Here is a 23833-nt window from a genome sequence, read left to right as displayed (position 1 = left end):
TGATGGCGGCAAGATCAAGGAAAAAGGCTCAAAGCCAGCCGGAAACAGGCCCGATCAGGCGCCGAACACCGACCACCCCGTCCGCGCCGCCAGCATTTCCAGCGCCAGCGACCCGAGCAGCGAATTGCCGTTGTGATTGAGGCCGGGAGACCAGACGGCGACCGCGGCCTTGCCGGGCGCTGCCACCAGAATACCGCCGCCGACGCCGCTCTTTCCGGGCAGACCGACCTTATAGGCAAATTCGCCGGAACCGTCATAGTGGCCGCAGGTCAGCATCAGCGCGTTGATACGCCGCGCCCGCTGGCGCGAGACGACGGAATGGCCGGTCAGCGGATTGCTGCCGGATGCCGCAAGGAACAGACCGGCTTTTGCCAACTGGCGGCAACTCATCGCCAGCGCGCATTGGTGAAAATAGACGCCGAGCACTCGTTCGACGGGATGATCGAGCTTGCCGAAAGAGCGCATGAAATTGGCGAGCGCGAAATTGCGGTATCCGGTCGCCTCTTCGGACCGGGCGACCTCGCTGTCGATGAGAATATCTTCCTCATCAGCCAGATAGCGCATGAAGCGGACGATTTCGCCGATCGCTTCTTTCGGGGTATGACCGGCCAGCACGAGATCGGTGATCGCGATCGCACCCGCATTGATAAAGGGATTGCGCGGCGTGCCGTGCTCGTGTTCCAGCTGGACGATGGAATTGAAAGCGGAGCCGGAAGGCTCCCGTCCCACCCGTTTCCAGATGTTTTCGCCATGCTTGCCGAGCGCAAGTGTCAGCGTGAAAACCTTGGAAATGCTCTGGATCGAGAACGGCACATCGGCATCGCCGACCATGTGGACGGCGCCATCGACCGTCACGACCGCCATGCCGAACCGCTTGGGATCGACGCGGGCGAGCTGCGGAATGTAATCCGCCACCTTGCCCTCGCCCAGCCGCGGCGTCAGTTCCTGATAGATGTCGTCGAGGATGGCCTTGATGTCGAGCGATTTCTGTTCGGACATGAAAACTCCGCGGACGCATTCAAAAAATGGACAAAGAAAAAGCCGCCCATTTCTGAGCGGCTTTTCCGGATTTCACAAGACTTGCGGCCCTGATTATCGCGAATAGAATTCGACGACCAGGTTCGGTTCCATGATGACCGGGTACGGTACATCCGAGAGAGCCGGAACGCGCGCGAAGGTGGCAACCATCTTGTTGTGGTCGACTTCGATGTAGTCCGGAACGTCGCGTTCAGCCAGCGAAACCGCTTCGAGAACGGTGACGAGCTGCTTGGACTTTTCGCGAACTTCGATGACGTCGCCGGCCTTGCAGCGGTACGAACCGATGTTGACGCGCACGCCGTTGACCTTGACGTGGCCATGGTTGACGAACTGACGGGCAGCAAAGACCGTCGGAACGAACTTGGCGCGGTAGACGATCGCGTCGAGACGCGATTCGAGCAGGCCGATCAAGTTCTCTCCGGTGTCGCCCTTGCGGCGGTTGGCTTCGTCGTAGGTGGCGCGGAACTGCTTCTCGCGGATATCGCCGTAGTAGCCCTTCAGCTTCTGCTTGGCGCGCAGCTGAACACCGAAGTCCGAAAGCTTGGACTTGCGGCGCTGGCCGTGCTGGCCGGGGCCGTATTCGCGGCGGTTCACCGGGGACTTCGGACGGCCCCAGATGTTTTCGCCCATACGGCGGTCAATTTTGTACTTGGACGATTCGCGCTTGCTCATCGCATTTCCTTTCAAAGTGTTGCACCGGCCTGTTTCCAAACCGGATGAAGGAAACACGCCCTCCTCTGAACCCCGTTTTCGGGCTCTGACAGGTTTCTCGCATTACGCTAATGGAGAAGCCACGGGACATGTCAAATAAAACACCGGGCATTTCGGCCCGGCGTTGGGGCGGTCTTTATGTAGGTTTTGCGAATTTGTCAACGACCGGGAGGGAGTTTTCCGGCTTACTCCGCCGCCGAAGGTATATCCGGTTCCACGGCATTCGGATCGCCGGGCGCCGTCTCCGCCTGCAGGTCCGGAAAGGCGACGATGCGCTTGCCGGAAAAATCGCTGTGCACGACGATCAGGCCCTGCTCCTCGAAATAACCGAGCAGACGGCGGGCACGGCGGGCGGAGTGGGTGCCATAGGCACGCGCGATCATCGGGTCGGATGGGCACGGCAGACCGCGCAGCGCAGATTGCGCCACGAGAAGGAAGACACCCTGCAGGTCCTCGGTGACGTTGCGGGCGAGATCGATGGCGGAGGCCCAGGCGTCGGTCGCGGCCGTTTCCGCATCGACGCCGGAACGGGCGATCGCCATCTTGCGGCGGAAGGCACTCAGCGACAGCGGTGCGCCGGGAACACGGCGAATGCGGCAGCGCACGAGGAAATCCTGGAAGAGTTCGGCATCTGCCCGGAAGGCGGCATCCGGGTTTTCGAGGATTTCGGCGAGCAGGCCGTTCATGATCCCGTCGCGCTCTTCGGTCGACATTTCGGGCGCTGGGGTGCGCGGTTCGCTGGCGGCGACCGGCTCGGGCCGCGGGCGTGACAGTTCGGCGAGGATATCCGTCGAAGGGCGCGGCTGCGGGGCGGTCCGGCGCGTGATTAGACGCACCAGTTCTTCCGGGTCGGGCGTGAAGATCAGGTCTTCGACATCGACGATCGCCTCCGGCAGCGGCGTCAGCTTCGGACTGGTCGAGCGTGCCGAGGTTTCCACCGTGCCGATCGTCACCGGCAGCGGCCGGCGCGATAGAGCCGGACCGAGCGCCACGAAGGAACCGCGTTTCAGGTCGCGGAACATCTCGGCGGTGCGGCGATCCATGCCGAGCAGGTCGGCGGCGCGCGCCATGTCGATATCGAGAAAGGTGCGGCCCATCAGGAAGTTGGAGGCTTCGGCCGCGACGTTCTTGGCGAGCTTTGCCAGACGCTGCGTGGCGATGACGCCCGCCAGTCCGCGCTTGCGGCCGCGGCACATCAGGTTGGTCATGGCGCCGAGCGAAACCTTGCGCGCCTCTTCCGAGACGTCGCCGGCAACGGAGGGCGCAAACATCTGCGCTTCGTCGACGACGACAAGGACCGGATACCAGAATTCGCGGTCGGCATCGAACATGGCATTGAGGAAAATACCGGCATTGCGCATCTGCAGCTCGATATCGAGACCTTCCAGCGACAGCACGCAGGAGACGCGATGCTGGCGGATGCGGTTGGCGATGCCGATCAGTTCGGCTTCCGTGCGCTCGCCATCGATCACCACATGGCCGAACTTGTCGGCAAGCGTGACGAAATCGCCCTCCGGATCGATGATGCACTGCTGCACCCAGGGGGCGGATTGTTCGAGCAGACGACGCAACAGATGCGACTTGCCGGAGCCGGAATTACCCTGCACCAGCAAGCGCGTTGCCAAAAGCTCTTCGATATCGAGGGGAACGTTGTCTCCATTGGAGGTCGTTCCCATGTCGATGCCGACTTTCATGTGTCCCTCGTCTGCCGTTCAAAGGCGCCGCCACGCCTTGCAAAACTGAGCCTTACCACCCTTCTTTCGCCTTTGCGCGCCGCAAGGCGCGAAACCCACAGCTTAGAAGGGCTTTGTTTACCGTACCGTCAGGCCGAAACCCTGCATCAGCCGGCGCGTCGAAAAATCCGGCTTGCCGGAGGTGAAAATCGCCGGGTCCTCGCCGATCAGCGGCTCGAACCCTTCCGGCGACGGCACCAGCCGGCGGGCCTGCCGCGCAATCGCTTCCGCCGGGTCGAGCCAGTCGACCGGCCAGGGGGCGAGCCTGCGGAAGACATTGGCCATGAACGGATAATGGGTGCAGGCCAGCACAACGATATCGGTCTTGGCGCCCCCCTCATCGATGAAGCAGGGGCCGATTTCCGCGAGAATATCGGCATCGGCGACCGTATCGCCGCGAATATAGCTTTCTGCCATGCGCGCAAGATTTTGCGAGCCGACGAGCGTCACGTGACATTGGGTGGCGAAGGACTGGATGAGATCGCGCGTATAGGCGCGCCTCACCGTGCCTGGCGTCGCCAGCACAGAAACAAGGCCCGAGCGCGTCCGCTCCGCCGCCGGCTTGATCGCCGGGACCGTGCCGACGAAACGCATCTCGGGAAAGGCCGCGCGCAGATCAGCACCGGCGAGCGTGAAGGCCGTATTGCAGGCGATGACGCAGATTTCCGGGTCATGCTCCTCAAGCAACCGGTCGAAAAGCGCGATGATCCGCTCCTTCAGCGCCGGCTCTTCCCAGTTGCCGTAAGGGAAGCCGGCATCATCGGCGACATAGATGAAATGCCGCTCGGGCATCAGCACGCGCGCTTCGCGCAGCACCGTCAGCCCGCCGATGCCGCTGTCGAAGACGAGGATGGGTTTCAGTTCAGCTGTCGTCACCGGGTTCTTCGATCTTGGGCTCTTGCGAGCGCTGGCGGGAGGTGACCGGTGCGCCCGCGCCGCGTGGCGCTTCGCGGGTGAACCGGTCGAGGCAGGAAATGACCCCGCGCACCAGCCGGATTTCCGAAGCGGTAAATGCCGGCCGTGTCAGGACAGCGCGCAGGTTGTCGACCAATTTCGGCTTTTTGGCGATGGGTCGGAAGTAGCCCCGCGCCTCCAGCGCATCTTCGACATGGTCGAAAAGGCCCTGCAGGTCTTCCTTGGTGGCCGGCTGTTGCGGCAGGGCGTGGAAGGCGGTCTCCTCAAGCGATTCCATCCCGGTCTTCATCCATTCATAGGACATGAGCAGAACGGCCTGCGCGAGGTTCAGCGAGGCAAAGGCCGGGTTGACCGGAAAGGTGACGATCTCATCGGCAAGCGCGATTTCCTCATTGGTGAGGCCGGTGCGCTCACGGCCGAAGAGGATGCCGGTCGCCTCGCCCGCCTTGAAACGGGTCCGCAGCGTCTCGGTCGCGACCACCGGCGAGCGAACCGGCTTGTAGCCATAACGATCCCGCGCGGTCGTCGCATAGACGAAATTGAGGTCGGCAATCGCCTCCTCGGTCGTCTCGTAAACCTTGGCATTGTCGATGACGTGATCGGCACGGCTTGCCGCCGATTTCGCCTTCTCGCTCGGCCAGCCGTCCCGCGGATTGACGAGACGCAGCTCCGACAGGCCGAAATTCGCCATGGCACGGGCCACCATGCCGATGTTTTCGCCGAGCTGGGGATGAACGAGAATGATTGCCGGTCCCTCAGCGATCAATTCGCGTCCGCTATGTGTGCCTGCCATGCCATCTTGCCTTCAATGATGATTTTCGCGCTTCCCTCGCACAAATCCGGCGTTTTTGAAAGCTATCGCTATTCGGCGCCCTGCTTGGCGACGGCCCGCAGCTCTTCCTTCAGCGATCCCATCTCACCGGCGCGGACGATATCGTCGATAACGGCATGGCCTTTTTCTTCCTTCACCAGAAAGTGCAGTTCGCTCGGCTTCCAGTCGGCATCGCGTTCGCCGAAGCAATGGGTGTTGTCGAAGGTGACGCGGACATCGGCGACACCATCCTTCTCGCCCTGCGGTTCGATCTTGAGGTCGTTCAGCGTGCAACTGTCCTGCCCGCTGACGATGACATCGTAATCGAGGGGAGAATCACCCTCGTCATAGGCCGGAAACTTCGCGGCCGCCCGATAGGTCTCCGCGAAGTCGGCGCTGTAGATGCGGTCCAGCCGCTCGGTATCGAAGTAGTCCTTGCCCTCGCTTGGATTTTCGGACCAGCCATTGACGGCTTCGTCCATTATTTCCTTCACGGGCGGGAGAGGATCGGCCGCATGGGCTGCAAAGGCGATCGAGACGAAAAGGGGCAGAAGATAGCGGCGTTTCATTGAAATCTCCGAAGGGTGCTGCACGCGCACCGTCGAAGCTGTCTTAGTCGTTTCGATGGCAAAGTGCGAGACGGTCAGAATATGTAGTATCCCGCTAACACCCGCTGATCGTCGCGGCATGGCATTCTTTCGTGGCAAGCAACGCGATGGAGGAAACGATGAGCGGCAAAAAAATCCTGATGATCTGCGGCGATTTCGCCGAAGATTACGAAACTATGGTGCCTTTCCAGGCACTTCTGGCCGTCGGGCACACCGTGCACGCTGTCTGCCCCGGCAAGGCTGCGGGCGACCACATCGCCACCGCGATCCACGATTTCGAAGGCGACCAGACCTATTCCGAAAAACGCGGCCATAATTTTACGCTGAATGCCAGCTTCGCCGATGTCCGTGCAGCAGATTACGATGCGCTGGTCATCCCCGGCGGCCGCGCCCCGGAATATCTGCGGCTGAACGCAGATGTCATCAACGCCGTTCGCCACTTCTTCGAGGCCGGCAAGCCGGTCGCCGCGATCTGCCACGGCGCGCAGCTGCTGGCCGCGGCCGGCGTTCTCAAGGGTCGCACCTGCTCGGCCTATCCCGCCTGCCGTTACGACGTCGAACTCGGCGGCGGCACCTATGCCGATATCGGCATCGACCAGGCCGTGACCGACGGCAATCTGGTGACGGGACCCGCCTGGCCCGCCCACCCCGCCTGGATCAGCCAGTTCCTGACCGTGCTCGGCACGCGCATCAGCCACGGCGAGACCCTGCGCTCCGCCGCCTGACCGACCCTTGCCAAACCGCGCCGAAGGGCGGACACTTTGCCCGCTCGACCGGGCCAAGCATTCCGGGGCCGACAGTCCGGCCCCGGACATTCTGGGAGGAATTGATGTGCAGGCTGTTCATCGGCGCCGATCCGGCGCTCTGGCAAGGTGTCACCCGTTCGGTGCGGATCGACGGCGTTTCGACCAGCATCCGGCTTGAAAGTTTCTTCTGGTCGATCCTCGAGGACATAGCCGATCGTGACCACATGCCGGTCAGCCGCCTGATCGGCAAACTCTATGTGGAATCGCTGGAGGAAGGCCACACGCCGGAAAACTTCACGTCTTTCCTCCGGGTCTGCTGCGGCCGTTACATGGCCTTGCAGCTTGACGGGCTGGTGCCGATGGACCGGCAGACCACCATCGCCTCTCTCGATGCCGAAACCATTCTGGCACGCGAGAACAGGCAGCGGGCGCGCCGCGGCGCGGGCGAATTTCCAAGGCTCGCCTCCGGCCATTGAGCCTTTGCGCACAGCTCCTTGCTGCTTAGTCCAAAGTTTAGCGCCGCGACTGCCGGTTTAGGCGCACCCCGCCTTTGCCTTCCTTGCACCGGATGCTATAGGGGCCCGAACCCGGTTCATTCATCATCCTCAAGAGGTTTCGTATCATGGCAAAGATCAAGGTCGCCAATCCGGTCGTCGAGCTCGACGGCGACGAGATGACCCGCATCATCTGGCAGTTCATCAAGGAAAAGCTGATCCATCCCTACCTGGATATCGACCTCGAATATTACGACCTCAGCGTCGAAAACCGTGACGCCACCGAAGACCAGGTGACCGTCGATGCCGCCAACGCTATCAAGAAGCACGGCGTCGGCGTCAAGTGCGCGACCATCACCCCGGATGAAGCCCGCGTCGAAGAATTCAGCCTGAAGAAGATGTGGAAATCGCCGAACGGCACCATCCGCAACATCCTCGGCGGCGTCATCTTCCGCGAGCCGATCATCTGCAAGAACGTGCCGCGCCTCGTTCCCGGCTGGACCAAGCCGATCATCGTCGGCCGCCACGCCTTCGGCGACCAGTACCGCGCCACCGACTTCAAGTTCCCCGGCAAGGGCAAGCTGACGATGAAGTTCGTCGGCGAAGACGGCAAGGAAATCGAATACGACGTTTTCGACGCGCCGTCCGCCGGTGTAGCCATGGGCATGTACAACCTCGACGATTCGATCACCGAATTCGCCCGCGCTTCGCTCAACTACGGCATCCAGCGCAAGGTTCCGGTCTACCTGTCGACCAAGAACACCATCCTCAAGGTCTATGACGGCCGCTTCAAGGACATCTTTCAAGCTGTCTTCGACGCCGAATTCGCCGACAAGTTCAAGGAACTGGGAATCTGGTACGAACACCGCCTGATCGACGACATGGTCGCCTCGGCGCTGAAGTGGTCCGGCGGCTACGTCTGGGCCTGCAAGAACTATGACGGCGACGTCCAGTCCGACATCGTCGCGCAGGGTTTCGGCTCGCTTGGCCTGATGACCTCGGTTCTGATGACGCCGGATGGCAAGACGGTCGAAGCCGAAGCCGCCCACGGCACGGTCACCCGCCACTACCGCCAGCATCAGAAGGGCGAACAGACCTCGACCAACTCGATCGCCTCGATCTTCGCCTGGACCCGTGGCCTTGCCCACCGCGCCAAGCTCGACGGCAACGCGGAACTCGCCAAGTTCTCCGACACGCTCGAGCGCGTCTGCGTCGAGACCGTCGAATCCGGTTTCATGACCAAGGACCTGGCGCTGCTCATCGGCCCCGATCAGCCGTGGCTCTCCACCACCGGCTTCCTCGACAAGATCGACGAAAACCTGCAGAAGGCCATGGCTGCCTGATCGCAGCCTGACCGATCGAAATGAAAACCCGGCCTTTGAGCCGGGTTTTTTAATGTGCGTTATTCCAGCGGCAGATGGATGTCGGTGATCAACTCAGTCGGCGGCGTATCGCGCGGGTTGTTGACATAATGCTCGAACATCACCGTGTCGCGCACGGCGCGGCCCGAGGCCGGAAGCCAGGTGCCGTAAAGCCACCGATAGGCGGCGTGCATATCCGCATAAGGCCCCTTGTGGCACAGCACCGCATAGGTGCCGCCGGCGACATCGCGCCCTTCCAGCGGCGCCTCCAGCGGAATATCTGCAGGAAGCGAAACGCAGGCGAAGGAGCGCAACTTCTCTTCCTCGATCAGGTCGGGATCATCGAGATAAACCCCGATCATCTCCATGCCCGGCCCCGCGAGATTGCGCGCGAAAAGCGTTCCGAACAGCGCCTCGAAGGCGCGGCCGATCGCCATATAGGAGCCCTGGTGCGGCACCCCGGCCAGCTTGCGGGGTTCCAAGTTCTTGATCGTCACGTCATACATCGTCATGTCGCCCTTTGCCGTTGTCGATTGGAAAGCTGTGTGGCTCCCCTCCCTCCGGTAGCGGGCCGGCGGCAGGCCATAGGCGGCCTTGAACATCCGGTTGAAGGACTGGAGATTGGGAAAGCCTGATCGCCTTGCGATCGACAGGACGGAAAGGTCGGTGCGGACGAGATCGCCCGCCGCCCGATGGAGCCGCAAACGCCGCACAGTCGCCGCAAGCGTCTCGCCATGTACGGCCCGGTAAATCCGGTGCCAGTGATGGGGCGAAAGACAGGCGATCTCCGACAGACGGTCGAGATCGAGGTCTCCGTCGAGATGCTCGTAGATATGGGCGGAAACCCGCCGCAGACGCTGTTCGTATTGGGCCCAGATTGCCTGTTCCGTCATGTCGATCCTCTTCAAGCCGAACAACAGCAGGCAACCACATCGGCGTTTGACAAATCCTGCGGACTTTTGATTTCGACCGCGAAACCAGCCTCGCCGCAAGCCCCGGACAAAACAAAACCCGCCGGCAGCACCAGCGGGTTTCGCATATTTCAGCCGGATGAACCCGGTTTCGATGTCTGTGGCCGATTAGCCCGCGATAGCGGCCGCAACGGCTTCGATCGCGGCTTCCGCCTTGTCGCCATCCGGGCCGCCGGCCTGGGCCATGTCCGGCCGGCCACCGCCGCCCTTGCCGCCGAGAGCAGCCGAGGCGACGCGCACGAGGTCGACGGCGCTGTGCTTGCCGGTCAGATCGTCGGTCACGGCAACGACGGCGCTCGCCTTGCCATCGGCAGCAACGCCGACGAAGGTGACAATGCCAGAGCCGAGGCTCTGTTTGCCGTCGTCAGCAAAGCTCTTCAGGTCCTTCGGATCGACGCCGGTGACGACTTTACCGAGGAACTTGACGCCGCCGATATCGCGCGCTGCATCACCCGAGCCAGCCGCACCGCCACCGCCAAGGGCGAGCTTCTTGCGAGCATCCGCCAGTTCGCGTTCCAGCTTGCGGCGCTCGTCCATCAGCGATTCGACACGGGCGAGCACGTCACCTGGCTGCACCTTCAGGGTCGAGGCCAGCGACTTCACCCGCTCGTCCTGCTCGTTCAGATATTCAAGCGCTGCCGAGCCGGTCAGTGCCTCGATGCGGCGCACGCCGGCGCCGACGGCGCTTTCACCGACGACGCGGACGAGGCCGATTTCACCGGTCGCGCCGACATGGGTGCCGCCGCAGAGTTCGACGGAGTAAGGCCGGTTCGCCTTTGAGCCGTGCACACCCCAGCCCATCGAAACGACGCGGACTTCATCACCATACTTCTCGCCAAACAGCGCCATCGCGCCCTCGGCGATTGCATCGTCGACGCTCATCAGACGGGTGGTGACCGGCGTGTTCTGGACGATGATCTCGTTGGCCATCTCCTCGACGACCTTCAGTTCCTCGGCCGACATCGGCTTCGGATGGGAAACGTCGAAGCGCAGGCGCTCGGGCGCCACCAGCGAGCCCTTCTGGGCGACATGGGTGCCGAGCACTTCGCGCAGCGCCTCATGCAGCAGGTGGGTTGCCGAATGGTTGGCGCGCAGGCGCGAGCGGCGGGCGTGATCGACGGCAAGAGCAACGGCCTCGCCGGTGCGGATCGTGCCTTCCTCGACGACGGCGCCGTGGACGAACACCCCCTCGCCGCGCTTCTGCGTATCTGTGACCTGAAGGCGCGCATGGTCGGTGGTGATGATGCCTGTATCGCCCATCTGACCGCCGGATTCGCCGTAGAACGGCGTCTGGTTCAGAACGAGTTGCACCTTTTCGCCGGCTGAGGCGCTATCGACGGCAGCACCGTCACGCACGATTGCCTGTACCACGCCTTCGGCAGTCTCGGTGTCGTAACCGAGGAATTCGGTCGCGCCGTGCTTTTCCTTGAGTTCGTACCAGATGGTTTCGGTCGCTGCATCGCCAGAGCCGGACCAGCTCTTGCGCGCTTCGGCCTTCTGGCGCTCCATCGCATCGGTAAAGCTGGTCAGGTCGACGCCGATGCCGCGGTTACGCAGCGCATCCTGCGTCAGGTCGAGCGGGAAGCCGTAGGTGTCGTAAAGCTTGAAGGCGGTTTCGCCGTCGAGCGTATCGCCCTTGTCGAGGTTGGCGGTCGCATCGGCGAGCAGGCCTAGGCCGCGTTCCAGCGTCTTGCGGAAACGGGTTTCCTCAAGCTTCAGCGTTTCGGAGATCAGCGCTTCGGCGCGAACCAGTTCCGGATAGGCGCGGCCCATCTGGCCGACGAGTGCCGGAAGCAGCTTCCACATCAGCGGCTCGCGGGCACCCAGCAATTCGGCATGGCGCATGGCGCGGCGCATGATGCGGCGCAGGACATAACCGCGGCCTTCGTTCGACGGCAGTACGCCATCGGCGATCAGGAAGGCCGACGAGCGCAGATGGTCGGCGATGACGCGGTGGCTGGCGCGACGCTCACCTTCGGCCTTGACGCCGGTTGCCTCTTCCGAGGCCGAAATCAGCGCGCGGAACAGATCGATATCGTAGTTGTCATGCTTGCCCTGCAGCAGCGCGGCAACGCGCTCGAGGCCCATGCCGGTGTCGATCGACGGGCGCGGCAGCGAGATACGCTCTTCCTTCGTGACCTGCTCGTACTGCATGAAGACGAGGTTCCAGATCTCGATGAAACGGTCGCCATCCTCTTCCGGCGAGCCGGGCGGGCCGCCCCAGATATGATCGCCGTGGTCGTAGAAGATTTCCGAGCAGGGCCCGCACGGGCCGGTATCGCCCATCGCCCAGAAATTGTCGCTGGTCGGGATGCGAATGATACGGTCGTCGGTGAGACCGGCGATCTTCTTCCAGAGATCGAAGGCCTCGTCGTCGGTGTGGTAGACGGTGACCAGCAGACGCTTGGCGTCGATGCCGAATTCCTTGGTGATCAGGTTCCAGGCAAGCTCGATCGCCCGCTCCTTGAAATAATCGCCGAAGGAGAAGTTGCCGAGCATTTCGAAGAAGGTGTGATGGCGGGCGGTATAGCCGACATTGTCGAGGTCGTTGTGCTTGCCGCCGGCACGGACGCATTTCTGTGCCGTCGCTGCCGTCGAATAAGGGCGCTGCTCGAGGCCGGTGAAAACGTTCTTGAACTGCACCATGCCGGCATTGGTGAACATCAGGGTCGGGTCGTTGCGCGGCACCAGCGGGCTGGAAGACACCACCTCGTGACCGTTCTTCTTGAAGTAGTCGAGGAATGTCGACCGGATTTCGTTCACGCCGCTCATCTTGCGCCCTTTACCTTCACATCAACCCGCCTGCGGTCGTTGGCCAACCCGCAAACCGGAAAACAGTTGAAATCGCGGATCGGCCACCTGCCGATCCCCTGCCGCCCTTTTGGAACAAAGGCTTTTATCGTTCGCGCAAATGCCTGTCCAGACGGCAAAAGAAAACCGGCTGCCCCATAAGAGGCAGCCGGTCGATTCGAAAGGCAGTCGAAAGCTCAAACCTCAGCCGAGGGCTGCATCGTCGCCGTCGCTATCGGCTTCCGGGCCACCGTTTTCGAGGAACTTGTCGGCGATCAGGCCGGCGTTCTGGCGCAGCGCCAGTTCGATCTCGCGGGCCGTATCCGGATTGTCGCGCAGGAACGACTTGGCGTTTTCACGGCCCTGCCCCAGACGCTGCGAATTGTAGGAGAACCAGGCGCCGGACTTTTCGACGATGCCGGCCTTGACGCCGAGATCGACCAGCTCGCCGGTCTTGGAAACGCCTTCGCCATACATGATGTCGAATTCGACCTGTTTGAAGGGCGGCGCCATCTTGTTCTTGACGACCTTGACGCGGGTCTGGTTGCCGACGACTTCCTCTCGCTCCTTGACGGAGCCGATGCGGCGGATGTCGAGACGGACCGAGGCGTAGAATTTCAGCGCGTTGCCGCCGGTCGTCGTTTCCGGCGAACCGAACATGACGCCGATCTTCATGCGGATCTGGTTGATGAAGATCACCATGCAGTTCGACTTGGAGATCGAAGCGGTGAGCTTGCGCAGTGCCTGGCTCATCAGGCGGGCCTGAAGACCCGGCAGGCTGTCGCCCATCTCGCCTTCGATTTCCGCCCGCGGCGTCAATGCCGCGACCGAGTCGATCACGAGAACGTCGATCGCACCGGAGCGGACCAGCGTGTCGGTGATTTCGAGCGCCTGTTCGCCGGTGTCGGGCTGGGAAATCAAGAGGTTTTCGAGATCGACGCCGAGCTTGCGGGCATAGACAGGATCGAGCGCGTGTTCGGCATCGACGAAGGCGCAGATGCCGCCCTTCTTCTGGGCTTCGGCGATCGTCTGCAGCGCCAGCGTCGTCTTACCCGAGCTTTCCGGGCCGTAAATCTCGATGATACGCCCCTTCGGCAGGCCGCCGACGCCGAGCGCGATATCAAGGCCGAGAGAGCCCGTCGGAATGGTCTCGATCTCCACTACGCTGTCTTTTCCACCGAGCTTCATGATCGATCCCTTGCCGAACGACCGTTCGATCTGGGAAAGTGCCGCTTCCAGTGCCTTGCTTTTATCCACCGATTTGTCCTCTACGAGCCGCAAAGAGTTTTGTGCCATTGGAACCACCTTTAGGTTATTGGAGCTGGAGAGGCAATCAAGCCACCGATGAAAGAGATGTACCCTATTTGTTCTCGTTTCGCAAGAGGCAATCAAGCCATTGCAAAAAATGAACAAAACGATGTTTGTTCTTTTCTTGTTCCGGGTAAGCCGCTGACAGGCGCAACCCGCTGAAATGAACGGACAAAAGCCATGAAACCGCATTCGAATCGCCTGACGGCGACAGACCAGGAAGAAGCATGACACCCCCTATCATCACCGTTTTCGGCGGCGCCCACATCGACCGGCGGGGACGGATTTTCGGCGTAACGATCCCCGGCGCCAGCAATCCCGGCGCATGGTTCGAGGAGGCCGGCGGCGGTGGTTTCAATGCGGCACGCAACCTTGCCCGCCTTGGGCTTGACGTGCGCATGGTCGGCCCGCGCGGCGGCGATGCGGTCGGCGAAACAGTTGCAGCGGCGGCTGTTGCGGCCGGCGTCGACGATCGCCCGTTCATTTTCCTCGACCGGCGCACACCGAGCTACACGGCAATCATCGAAAACGACGGCAATCTGGTGATCGCGCTGGCGGATATGGAACTCTACAATCTGTTTTCGCCGCGGCGTCTGCGGCAGCGCGCCATGCGAGAGACGATTGCCGAAAGCGATCTCATCCTGATGGACGCCAACTTGCCCTCCGAAACGCTGACGGCACTGACCGAGAAGGGTCGGGAAGAAGGAAAGACGGTGGCCGCGATCGCCATTTCGCCGGCCAAAGTCGTGCGACTTGTGCCGGGTTTCCCGAGTCTCGATTTTCTGTTCATGAATGAGGCCGAGGCGCGGGCGCTGACCGGCAAAGGGGTGGAAGACGCGGCGCAATGGCCGGACCTCCTTCGGGAAAAAGGCTTGATGGGCGGCGTGATCACCCGCGGCGGCCGCTCGGTGATCGCCTACGACAAGAGCGGAACGGTGGCAGTGGTACCGCCGAAACTCGATGCTCTCGGCGATGTCACGGGTGCGGGCGACGCGCTTGCCTCCGGTTTCCTGTTTGCCACCCTGCAGGGAAAATCGCTGGCCGAAAGCTTGCGCACGGGCGTTGCCGCCGCCGGATTGACTGTCGCCTCGCCGCTCGCGGTATCGGAAAATATGACCGTTGTAGCGCTTCAATCCGCAATAACGCTTGTGCCGGAGGCGCAAATCCTGTCATGAACCCGCTTTTCTGCGCCGGCGGCTCCTACATGAGCCATACTCAAGGCCCGGCAGCAGCATTTGAAGAAGCCGATTGCTCAAAGGACAAACGATGACCAAGCCCGTCTCTCCTCTTCTGCCGATGGAATATTCCGACGAGGTCGCAGCCGCCAAGGCTCGCAACGCGCCGATCGTGGCGCTCGAATCGACCATCATCACGCATGGCATGCCCTATCCGGGTAACCTCGAAATGGCGCGCAGCGTCGAGGCGATCATCCGCCAGGAAGGCGCCGTGCCCGCAACCATCGCCGTCATCGACGGCGTGCTACATATCGGCCTCAACGCCGACAAGCTCGAAACGCTTTCGACGACCACCGGTGCCATGAAGGTTTCCCGCGCCGACATCGCCTTTGCGATTGCCGAGCGCCGCACCGGCGCCACCACGGTCGCAGCGACCATGATCGCCGCCGCCCGCGCCGGCATCCGCGTGTTTGCCACCGGCGGCATCGGCGGCGTGCATCGCAAGGCGGAAGAAACCTTCGACATCTCCGCCGACCTTGAAGAACTCGGCCGCACCGGCGTCATCGTCGTCTGCGCCGGCGCCAAGGCGATCCTCGATATTCCGAAGACGCTGGAAGTACTGGAAACCCGCGGCGTTCCGGTCGTCACCTATGACAGCGACATCTTCCCGGCCTTCTGGTCGCGCGATTCGGGGCTGAAGAGCCCGCTGATGCTGAACAGCCCCGCTGCAATCGCCAATTTCCAGAAGACCCGTGACCTGCTCGGCATCGACGGCGGCATGCTGATTGCCAATCCCGTACCGGCCGAAAGCGAGATCGCCCGCGAGGAGATGGAAATCTACATCAAGCGCGCGATCGACAATGCCGACCGCGACGACATCACCGGCAAGGCGGTCACGCCCTATCTGCTGGACAGCATCTATCGCCTGACGGACGGCCGCAGCCTCGAAACCAACATCGCGCTGGTCGAGAACAATGCCCGCCTCGCCGCCGAAATCGCGGTTGCGCTGGCATAAAGAGCCATATCATTCCAACAAAAAAGCCGCGTGTCACCACGCGGCTTTTTGTTTGAGCAGGCTTCGGGCTGTCAGGAATCCAGCATCTCGCGCACGGCGACGGCAAGCTGCTTCAGCGAGAAGGGTTTTGGCAGGAAGCCGAATTTCGCATCTGCCGGCAGATTCTTGGCAAAGGCGTCTTCGGCATAACCGGAGACGAAGATGAACTTGAGGTCGGGATAGGTCTTGCGCAGTTCGCGCAGCAGGCTCGGGCCATCCATCTCGGGCATGACGACGTCCGACACGACGATATCGACCGCGCCGTTCAATTCCTCCATCACATCCAGCGCCTCGACGCCGGAACCGGCCTCGTACACGGTGTAGCCACGGGTTTCCAGCATGCGTTTTCCGCCGCGGCGCACGGCTTCCTCGTCTTCCACAAGAAGCACGACGGCGGAATCGCCCGTCAGGTCCGTCGGCTCCTGATAAACGGGAGCGACCGCTGCCGGCATCTGCGGTGCGTGAGCCGGATCGCCGTTCACCACCGGTTCTTCGATGTGACGCGGCAGGAGAATGCGGAAGGTCGTACCCTTGCCGACTTCCGATTCGGGATAGATGTAACCGCCGGATTGCTGGACGATACCGTAGACCATGGAGAGGCCAAGGCCGGTGCCCTTGCCGACTTCCTTGGTCGTGAAGAACGGCTCGAAGATCTTGTCGAGGATTTCCGGCGGAATGCCGGTCCCCGCGTCCTGCACCTCGACCATGACGTAATCGGCTTCCGGCAGGTCGCGGCGGTTCAGCGCAGCTACGTCCTCGGCCGGAAGATTGCGGGTTCGAAGCGTGATCGTGCCGCCATGGGGCATGGCATCACGGGCATTGACGGCGAGATTGAGCACGACTTGCTCGAACTGGCCGAGATCGGTTTTCACCGGCCAGAGGTCGCGGCCGTAATCCACTTCCAGCTTGACGTTGGTGCCGGTCATGCGATCGACCAGCATGCGCAGGTCGCCGACGACATCGGTCATGTTGAGGACGGTCGGCCGCATCGTCTGCTTGCGCGAGAAGGCGAGAAGCTGGCGCACCAGAACCGCAGCGCGGTTGGCATTGCGCTTGATCTCCATGAGATCGGCAAAGCTCGCATCCGAAGGACGCGCCGAAAGCAGCAAATGGTCGGAGGAGAGCAAAATGGCCGTCAGCACGTTGTTGAAATCGTGAGCGATGCCACCCGCCAGCGTGCCGACGGCGTTCATCTTCTGGGTCTGCGCCATCTGGGTTTCGAGCGCCTTCTGCTCGGTGATCTCGACGGCGTAGACGATGGCGGCCTCCTCGGGCGCCTGGTCGCTTTGATCGATGACGGCATTCACGTAGAAACGGAAATGGCGGGTTTCGTCGTTGGGGTGGAGGGCGTCGATCGGGGCGATGTCGCTCTGCCGGTCCTTGGCTGCGTCCAGCGCTTCACGCAGCCGGTTGCGCTCGCTGTCGTGCACGATCGCTTCCAAAAGCGCGCCGCGCTCCATGTCATCTTGGGAGACGACGCCGGAGAACAGCTTGAGGAAGGGCGCATTGGTGCGCAGGATGCGGCCGTTGCCGTCGACGGAGGCGATCGCCATCGGCGTGTTGTTGAAGAAACGGGTGAAGCGCATTGCCGCGATCGAGGCCGACTGGTCCCCCTCGTCATCCGACGCGCGGGCCAGGACGATCGTGCGGCTTTCGCCCGGCGCGCCGTCGCGGGTGGAGGATACCCGGTGCACCATGCGCACGGCAAAGCTCTGGCCGTTAGCCCGGCGCAGGTCGAGATCGAAGGTTTTTGTCTTTTTCAGCCCCGGCTCGGCCTGCACGGACTGCACCAGCGCCAGCCCCTCGCCGGCCACCAGATCGGCGATCGTCATCGATCCCGGCTGGAATTTTGTGAGATCGAGCCCCAGCCAGTCGGCGAGCGTTGCGTTAATGTAGAAAATCTCGCCCTTCTTGCCCGCCGAGAAGAACCCTGCCGGTGCGTGGTCTAGATAGTCGATCGCGTTCTGCAATTCCTTGAAGAAGCGCTCCTGGTCGTCACGCTCGGAGGTGATATCGGATATCTGCCAGATATAGAGCGGATGCTGGGCGGCATCCGGCGTCGGCAGTACCCGCGCCTTGAGACGAAACCAGTGGGCGCCGGAGCCGGAGGTGCTGCCGACCTTCAGCGGCTTCATCAGACGGAATTCTTCGTGGCCCGCCTTGCCCTCGTGCAGGCCGTTGGTCAGCCGGTAGATCGCTTCGGTCGCTTCGCGGTTGCGCGACAGGATCGTTTCCAGCGATTGCACGTCGGTCGGCTTGGTCGCGCCGGTCAGCGCGCCGTAGGCCGCGTTGGCATAGACGATACGGCCCTTGCGGTCGGTGACGACGGTGCCATCCTCATGACCATCGAGAAAGGCGCGCGCAAGATCGTCCGGCCGCGATTGCGGCATGACTTCGATGAAGCCGATGATCGAGGAGACAAGGAAGAAGATGCCGACCATGGCCAGCACGCCGAGAATGCCGAGCACAATCTCGTTTTCGAGCTGGTTCTTGAAGACGACGAAGGCGGCGGCCGAAACCGTCAGCACGATGGCGAGCAGGATGATACGCAGCACGGTTCCCGGCTGGGCACCCCGATCCACTATCGGCATGTTTTGGTCGCCGGCCTGCCGGTGCTTTGCCATAAAAATCCTCGTTTGCGCGGTATCGGCCCCTCGCTGCCACGGGAACCATGCGCCTTTCATCGTGACGCGCCGCTTCAAGACCGCAACGTACACCGCTTTGCTGGAATCATCTTTAACAGTCGGCGGCAATAGCACAAAGCGCCTGCGCGAAACGTGTGTTGCTCATTCACAGGGAATCTGGCGAAAGAAGCGGACGTTTGCGGGCAGGCACGCATTCAATCTTGGAGAATGCGCCCGCGATGCTTGTGCCGTCCTGAAAAAAGCCTTCAAATAAGGCGAACCGTGTTGAAAAAGCGTAAGGAGAGTGGACATGATCGAAGATATCGTTGGTGACAACGGTAGCCGTTTCATCATTGCCGTCGGTGCGGTGGCGCTCGGCCTGCTCTGCCTCGTCGCGGTGCTGTGGATCATGCGCAACCGGCCCTCCTCGCCTTTTATCCGCGGCGGCAAGAACCGGCAGCCGCGGCTTGCCGTGCTCGATGCCGCCGCCGTCGACACCCGTCGCCGGCTGGTTCTGGTGAGGCGCGACGATGTCGAGCACCTGATCATGATCGGCGGCCCGACCGATATCGTCATCGAAAGCCGCATCGGCGGCGCACCGGTGGCCGACCAGCCGACGGCAGCCGTGACGGAAACCGTTGTCGCGCGTCCAAGCCCTGAGCGACGGCCTGCCCCACAGCCGCAGGAACAGCGGCCGCAGCCGGCTGTCCGGCCGGTGGAGACACCCGCGACGCCATCCGGCGTTTCCGGCATGGGCAATGTGCTTTATGGCGAAAGTTTCGATTCGGCTCCCGTCACGCGCGCCGCCCAGCCGGCAAACCTGCGCCCGCGCACCGAGGCCGTCGCCGCTCGCCCAGCGCCTCCGGTCGAGCGTGCGGTGCAGCCCGTCCCGGCCCAGCAGCGGCCGCAGCCGGCAGCGCCCGCCGCCTCTGTGCAGCACACGCGCACGCCGGAAGATATTCTCGACGCGGCCCGAAACCGGGTTCTGGCGACGGATCAGCGCCCGCCGCAGCCGGCAGTCATCCAGCCTCAGGCCGCACAGCCCGTTCCCGTGCAGGACAGCAAGGCCGCGGCCGATTTCGAACGCATACTCGATGCCGAAATCTCCGGCGACCTCGGCCGCCTCGGCGCCGGGCCGGAGGTTCGTCTTGATGGCGACACGCGTGGAACAGCGCCGGTACCGGGCCGCCAGGAGCCTCGTTTCGCCTCGGGCCAGCCGCGCAACGAGCCGACTCTGGAAGAAGAGATGAACCGCATGCTCGGCGAAATGTCGGCAGACAGGAAACCCTGACCCTCGCCTCGGCGGCTTTCCTTCTCCCGAGGGGAAAAGCGGGAGACCGCCTTCGCCTCTCGGGCATAAACACCCAAACATAAAAAAGGCGCGGACCATGCCGCGCCTTTAAAGTTATATGCTTGCCGGGTTATTCGTCCCGGTAGACTTTTTCGCGACGCTCGTGGCGCTCCTGCGCCTCGATCGACAACGTTGCGATCGGGCGGGCGTCGAGACGCTTGAGGCCGATAGGCTCCCCGGTTTCCTCACAGTAGCCGTAGGTCCCCTCATCTAGCCGCTGCAGTGCAGCGTCGATTTTGGAGATCAGCTTGCGCTGGCGGTCGCGTGCGCGAAGCTCGATGGCACGGTCCGTTTCGGAAGATGCCCTGTCTGCGAGGTCGGGGTGGTTTGCACTCTCTTCCGCGAGATGTCCAAGGGTTTCCCTGGCTTCTCGAAGAATGTCGTTTTTCCAGGCATTCAACTTTGCTCTAAAATATGCCCGCTGATTGGCATTCATGAATTCCTCGTCTTCGGAAAGAACAAAGGAACTAAGATCGATCTTCTCACTCAACGCGATTCTCCTGAAGAACATCTCATTGCGGGGGTGTATAGACCTATGAAGGCTTCGTTTCAAGCCTCCCGAAATCTGCATACCCGGCTTTTTATTATTGCATAGATCGCAGGCTAACTGACTAATATTTCAGCAAAATTACAAACCCCATACGAGCGGCGGCGAATGCCGCGAGGCCGCGCCCTTGCAAGGTCACGAAGACTTGTGCGAAGTCGATGCCCGCTTTCTCAGGCAATGGCGATCGCGCAAACAGACATTTGCGAAGCATAGTTTTGCCGGCCGCGGCGTCTTGATCTTTTGTCGAAGCCGTTGGACAAACGGGCGAACAGATCATGCCGGGCCGCCTCCGGCGCATCGCAGGAGCTTTTGGATGCCCGCCGCTTTCCGTCTCTATCTCCTGCGCCACGCCCGCTCCTCCTGGGCACAGCCGGGCCAGACGGATTTCGAGCGCACCCTGGACGATGTCGGCTATGGCGATGCCGAAATCGTCGCCGATATGGCAGCCGACCGTGGTTTCGTCCCTGACCGCGTGCTCTGCTCCACGGCCACGCGCTGCCGCCAGACCGTCGAGCCCGTCCTGCGCGCCGCCGACGAAAACCTCGACGTGCGCTTCATGGATACGCTCTATACCGGCAATGTCGAAACCTACCGCACGGCCATTGCCGGTAATGGGGATGCCAGCGCGCTGATGATCGTCGGCCACAATCCCGCCATCCAGGAACTCTTCTTCTCTATCCTGAACGCCGAGACGGCGGAGCGCGCAGCGCCCCACGGTTACCCGCCGGGCACGCTCGCTGCGATAGATTTCGATGCCGTGCCGACGATCAGTGAGCCGCAGGAAGGCCGGCTGGTCGCACTTCTTTCGATGACGAACTGATCGCAGGCGGCCCCGGCGTCTTTTTTCGGTCGCCTGCCCACCCTATATCGCCGCAAGAACCGTGTGCCGCCGACGTCAGAGCATTTCCGCTTTTCTTCGAATCGCGAAAACGCTCTCTCACCTTGTTTTACGCATTTCCGGACGCAAAACCGCTTCACACTTTTGCTGGAAATGCTCTTATTTCGCAGGATTCCGAAACCCTTGCCCTCTTTCCTGACCCGCCTTGCCGACGATACCCGCATCGCCCTCGATACGCTGACCGACCGCGCCTCGGGGCTCGTCAATCCCACCCTGCGGCTCGGCGTTACCGGCCTTTCGCGGGCGGGCAAGACGGTGTTCATCTCGTCGCTGGTGCATAATCTCCTGAATGGCGGGCGGCTGCCGGTGTTCGAGGCCGTGCGCTCCGGCCGGGTTTCGAAGATCAGGCTCGAGCCGCAACCCGACGATGCGGTTCCCCGCTTCCAGTATGAGGACCATATCGCCGCGCTCGTGCGCGACCGGTTGTGGCCGGATTCGACGCGGGCGATTTCGCAGCTGCGCATCAGCCTCGATTACGAGAGCGCCAGCGGCTGGAACCGCATGTTCGGAACCGGGCGGCTCTCGATCGATATCGTCGATTATCCCGGCGAATGGCTGCTCGATTTGCCGTTGCTGACCCAGGATTTCCGCGAATTCAGCCGCAGGACGATGGCCCGCGCCACGACCGGCATCCGCACGGAACTCTCGGCCGACTGGCGTGCGCTCGCCGCCTCCTTCAATGTCGCCGCCGACGCCCGCGAGGAAGATGCGCGCCGGCTGGCAGAGGCCTTCACCGCCTATCTGCGGGCCTGCAAGGCCGATGACCGCTCGCTTTCCACCCTGCCGCCCGGCCGTTTCCTGATGCCTGGCGATCTCGAAGGCTCGCCCGCCCTCACCTTCTCGCCGCTTCCCGAGCTGCCGGAGGGTGCCGCACCGAAGGGCTCGCTCTTCGCGATGATGGAGCGCCGCTACGAGGCATACCGCACCCATGTCGTCAAGCCGTTCTTCCGCGAACATTTCGCCCGCCTCGACCGTCAGATCGTGCTGATCGACACGTTGCAAGCCTTGAACCGTGGCGCGGAATCGCTGCTCGATCTGGAGGAGGCGCTGGGCGACGTGCTCGCCTGCTTCCGTCCCGGCGGCAATTCCTTCCTGTCGTCGTTCATCACCCGGCGCATCGACAAGGTGCTGATCGCGGCGACCAAGGCGGATCACCTGCACCATGAAAGCCATGACCGGCTGGAGCAAATCACCGCCCGTCTCGTCGAGCGCGCCGTCGAGCGCATCGGCCTTTCCGGCGCCGGGCTCGAAGTCATGGCGCTCGCCTCGGTCAGGGCGACGCGTGAAGCGACGGTCAACAGTGGCGGCCATGTGCTGCCGGTCATCGTCGGCACGCCGATTGCAGGCGAAAAGATCAACGGCGAAATCTTCGATGGCGAGAAGACGACGGCGATCTTCCCCGGCGACCTGCCCGCCGATCCGCAAGCGCTGTTCCAGTCGATCGAAACCCGACCGGACGAAGCTCCCTTGCCGCATCTCAATTTCGTTCGGTTCCGCCCGCCCCATCTTGAACAGACGGGCGGCGGCTTGAAGCTTTCGGTGCCGCATATCCGGCTCGACCGGGCCATGCAGTTCCTGTTTGGAGACCGGTTGGCATGAGCAACGACGACACACCGCACCGCAAGCCCGCCGCCTTCACCGTGGACGTCCCCGCCGGCAAACCAGCCGCGCCGGCAAGCCCCCGCCGCCCGGAAAGCTTCAATCACGATCTCGTGCTGCTCTCGGATGCCGACGATCCGTTTCGCGCGACATCCTTTGCCGATGATCCGGTGCTTGAAGCCGAACCGCGCCGGCGGCGCCTGACATTCGGCAAGCTCGCGACCGGTGCGCTCGGCATCCTCGTGTCGCTGGCGCTCGGCCTTTGGGTCGATGCTCTGATCCGCGATCTTTTCACCCGCGCCGATTGGCTCGGCTGGCTGGCGGTCGCCGCCGCAGTCGTCGCCGTGGTCGCGATGCTGGCCATCGTCGCCCGCGAGATGGCGGGGCTTTTCCGGCTGAATGCCGTGCAATCGCTGAAACGCGAGGCAATCGAGGCGCGGCTTGCCCCCTCGCCGAAACCGGCGCGCAAGATGATGGATCATCTCGTTAATCTGCTGGCCCCGAAACCGCAGACGGCGCGCGGCCGGTCACGCCTTGCCGAGACCCGCGACGAGATCATCGACGGCCCGCATCTGCTCGACCTGACAGAGCGCGAATTGCTGTCTCCGCTCGACCGGGAGGCGCGCAGCCTCATTCTCAACGCCTCCAAGCGCGTCTCGATCGTCACGGCGGTCAGTCCGCGGGCGCTGGTCGATCTCGGCTATGTGCTTTACGAATCGGCGCGATTGATCCGCGCCATGGCCGATCTTTATGGGGGACGACCGGGTTCGCTCGGCCTCGTCAGACTGTTCCGCGACGTGATCGCTCATCTCGCTGTCACCGGCTCGATTGCCGTCGGCGACAGCCTCGTGCAGCAGGTTCTGGGCCATGGACTTGCCTCGAAGCTCTCGGCCCGTCTCGGCGAAGGCGTGATCAACGGGCTGATGACGGCCCGGATCGGCATCGCCGCCATGGACCTGTGCCGTCCCATGCCGTTTCACGCGCTGAAACGGCCGGGGATCGGCGATTTCCTGTCCGACCTGACACCGGGTGCTGCCCGCCCGGAAAGCGACGACCGCGTCTAGAGTTTGTCAGGGAAAAGTGGGAACCGGTTTTCCCT

The 23833-nt window shown here is 62.6% G+C and carries 20 protein-coding genes; 9 read left to right on the top strand and 11 right to left on the bottom strand.

Going from position 1 to position 23833, the window contains the following annotated elements:
• Positions 1-54: 54 nt before the first annotated feature.
• The 6 genes from ASC86_RS21360 to ASC86_RS21335 form a co-directional block, all read right to left on the bottom strand.
• Positions 55-999 (bottom strand): glutaminase, encoded by a 945-nt coding sequence (locus tag ASC86_RS21360; protein WP_056326067.1) that lies wholly within the window; start codon positions 997-999, stop codon positions 55-57.
• A 93-nt stretch (positions 1000-1092) separates the two neighbouring features.
• Positions 1093-1710: a 30S ribosomal protein S4 gene (gene rpsD / locus ASC86_RS21355; RefSeq protein ID WP_056326064.1), complete on the bottom strand. Its 618-nt coding sequence runs from the start codon at positions 1708-1710 to the stop codon at positions 1093-1095.
• A 224-nt stretch (positions 1711-1934) separates the two neighbouring features.
• The gene (locus ASC86_RS21350) at positions 1935-3443 is read right to left on the bottom strand and encodes an ATP-binding protein (RefSeq protein ID WP_056326062.1); all 1509 of its coding nucleotides are present in this window, start codon (positions 3441-3443) and stop codon (positions 1935-1937) included.
• Between the two features lie 117 nt (positions 3444-3560).
• The gene (gene murI, locus ASC86_RS21345; RefSeq protein WP_056326059.1) at positions 3561-4358 is read right to left on the bottom strand and encodes a glutamate racemase; all 798 of its coding nucleotides are present in this window, start codon (positions 4356-4358) and stop codon (positions 3561-3563) included.
• Positions 4345-5190 (bottom strand): RNA methyltransferase, encoded by an 846-nt coding sequence (locus ASC86_RS21340; RefSeq protein WP_056326057.1) that lies wholly within the window; start codon positions 5188-5190, stop codon positions 4345-4347. The genes murI and ASC86_RS21340 overlap by 14 nt, the downstream gene beginning before the upstream one ends.
• 68 nt (positions 5191-5258) lie before the next feature.
• A complete protein-coding gene (locus ASC86_RS21335) occupies positions 5259-5777 on the bottom strand; it encodes a hypothetical protein (protein ID WP_056326054.1) in 519 nt (172 codons plus the stop codon).
• A 158-nt stretch (positions 5778-5935) separates the two neighbouring features.
• On the opposite strand from ASC86_RS21335, the gene ASC86_RS21330 reads away from it, so the two are divergent.
• From ASC86_RS21330 to ASC86_RS21320, 3 genes are all read left to right on the top strand, one after another.
• Positions 5936-6541, top strand: a complete 606-nt coding sequence (locus ASC86_RS21330; protein ID WP_056326547.1) for a DJ-1/PfpI family protein — start codon at positions 5936-5938, stop codon at positions 6539-6541.
• 104 nt (positions 6542-6645) lie between these two features.
• Positions 6646-7038, top strand: coding sequence for a ribbon-helix-helix domain-containing protein (locus tag ASC86_RS21325; protein ID WP_056326052.1), 393 nt, complete (start codon positions 6646-6648; stop codon positions 7036-7038).
• Between the two features lie 146 nt (positions 7039-7184).
• Entirely contained in the window at positions 7185-8399 is a 1215-nt protein-coding gene (locus tag ASC86_RS21320; protein WP_056326049.1) for an NADP-dependent isocitrate dehydrogenase, read from the top strand.
• A 59-nt stretch (positions 8400-8458) separates the two neighbouring features.
• On the opposite strand, the gene ASC86_RS21315 is transcribed toward ASC86_RS21320, so the two are convergent.
• The 3 genes from ASC86_RS21315 to recA all read right to left on the bottom strand — a co-directional run bounded on the left by ASC86_RS21315 (position 8459) and on the right by recA (position 13474).
• Positions 8459-9310, bottom strand: coding sequence for a GyrI-like domain-containing protein (locus ASC86_RS21315; protein ID WP_056326046.1), 852 nt, complete (start codon positions 9308-9310; stop codon positions 8459-8461).
• A 186-nt stretch (positions 9311-9496) separates the two neighbouring features.
• Positions 9497-12160, bottom strand: coding sequence for an alanine--tRNA ligase (gene alaS / locus ASC86_RS21310; protein WP_056326044.1), 2664 nt, complete (start codon positions 12158-12160; stop codon positions 9497-9499).
• Positions 12161-12382: 222 nt separating this feature from the next.
• Positions 12383-13474 carry a recombinase RecA gene (gene recA, locus ASC86_RS21305; RefSeq protein WP_056326041.1) on the bottom strand — a complete coding sequence of 364 codons (1092 nt, stop codon included), beginning with the start codon at positions 13472-13474 and terminating at the stop codon, positions 12383-12385.
• Between the two features lie 239 nt (positions 13475-13713).
• Here recA and ASC86_RS21300 point away from each other — a divergent pair, with 239 nt between their 5' ends.
• Together ASC86_RS21300 and ASC86_RS21295 are read left to right on the top strand one after the other, a co-directional pair.
• On the top strand, positions 13714-14661 hold the full coding sequence (locus ASC86_RS21300; protein ID WP_056326038.1) for a carbohydrate kinase family protein: 948 nt from the start codon (positions 13714-13716) through the stop codon (positions 14659-14661).
• A 91-nt stretch (positions 14662-14752) separates the two neighbouring features.
• Complete coding sequence (locus ASC86_RS21295) at positions 14753-15676, top strand: pseudouridine-5'-phosphate glycosidase (RefSeq protein WP_056326036.1); 924 nt, start codon at positions 14753-14755, stop codon at positions 15674-15676.
• A 71-nt stretch (positions 15677-15747) separates the two neighbouring features.
• Here the strand turns inward: ASC86_RS21295 and ASC86_RS21290 are convergent, their stop codons facing one another.
• Positions 15748-18339, bottom strand: a complete 2592-nt coding sequence (locus ASC86_RS21290; RefSeq protein WP_056326033.1) for a PAS domain-containing sensor histidine kinase — start codon at positions 18337-18339, stop codon at positions 15748-15750.
• A gap of 310 nt (positions 18340-18649) precedes the next feature.
• On the opposite strand from ASC86_RS21290, the gene ASC86_RS21285 reads away from it, so the two are divergent.
• A complete protein-coding gene (locus ASC86_RS21285; protein WP_056326029.1) occupies positions 18650-19630 on the top strand; it encodes a flagellar biosynthetic protein FliO in 981 nt (326 codons plus the stop codon).
• Positions 19631-19760: 130 nt separating this feature from the next.
• Here the strand turns inward: ASC86_RS21285 and dksA are convergent, their stop codons facing one another.
• Positions 19761-20180 carry an RNA polymerase-binding protein DksA gene (gene dksA, locus ASC86_RS21280; protein WP_056326545.1) on the bottom strand — a complete coding sequence of 140 codons (420 nt, stop codon included), beginning with the start codon at positions 20178-20180 and terminating at the stop codon, positions 19761-19763.
• Positions 20181-20550: 370 nt separating this feature from the next.
• Between dksA and ASC86_RS21275 the strand changes: the two genes are divergently transcribed.
• The 3 genes from ASC86_RS21275 to ASC86_RS21265 all read left to right on the top strand — a co-directional run bounded on the left by ASC86_RS21275 (position 20551) and on the right by ASC86_RS21265 (position 23798).
• Entirely contained in the window at positions 20551-21057 is a 507-nt protein-coding gene (locus tag ASC86_RS21275; RefSeq protein WP_082510368.1) for a histidine phosphatase family protein, read from the top strand.
• 201 nt (positions 21058-21258) lie between these two features.
• On the top strand, positions 21259-22734 hold the full coding sequence (locus ASC86_RS21270) for a YcjX family protein (protein WP_056326027.1): 1476 nt from the start codon (positions 21259-21261) through the stop codon (positions 22732-22734).
• The gene (locus tag ASC86_RS21265) at positions 22731-23798 is read left to right on the top strand and encodes a TIGR01620 family protein (RefSeq protein WP_056326024.1); all 1068 of its coding nucleotides are present in this window, start codon (positions 22731-22733) and stop codon (positions 23796-23798) included. The genes ASC86_RS21270 and ASC86_RS21265 overlap by 4 nt, the downstream gene beginning before the upstream one ends.
• Positions 23799-23833 lie beyond the last annotated feature (35 nt).

This window comes from Rhizobium sp. Root1212 (assembly GCF_001424985.1).
GTDB lineage: Bacteria > Pseudomonadota > Alphaproteobacteria > Rhizobiales > Rhizobiaceae > Pararhizobium.
This window is presented reverse-complemented; position numbering and strand designations above follow the sequence as displayed.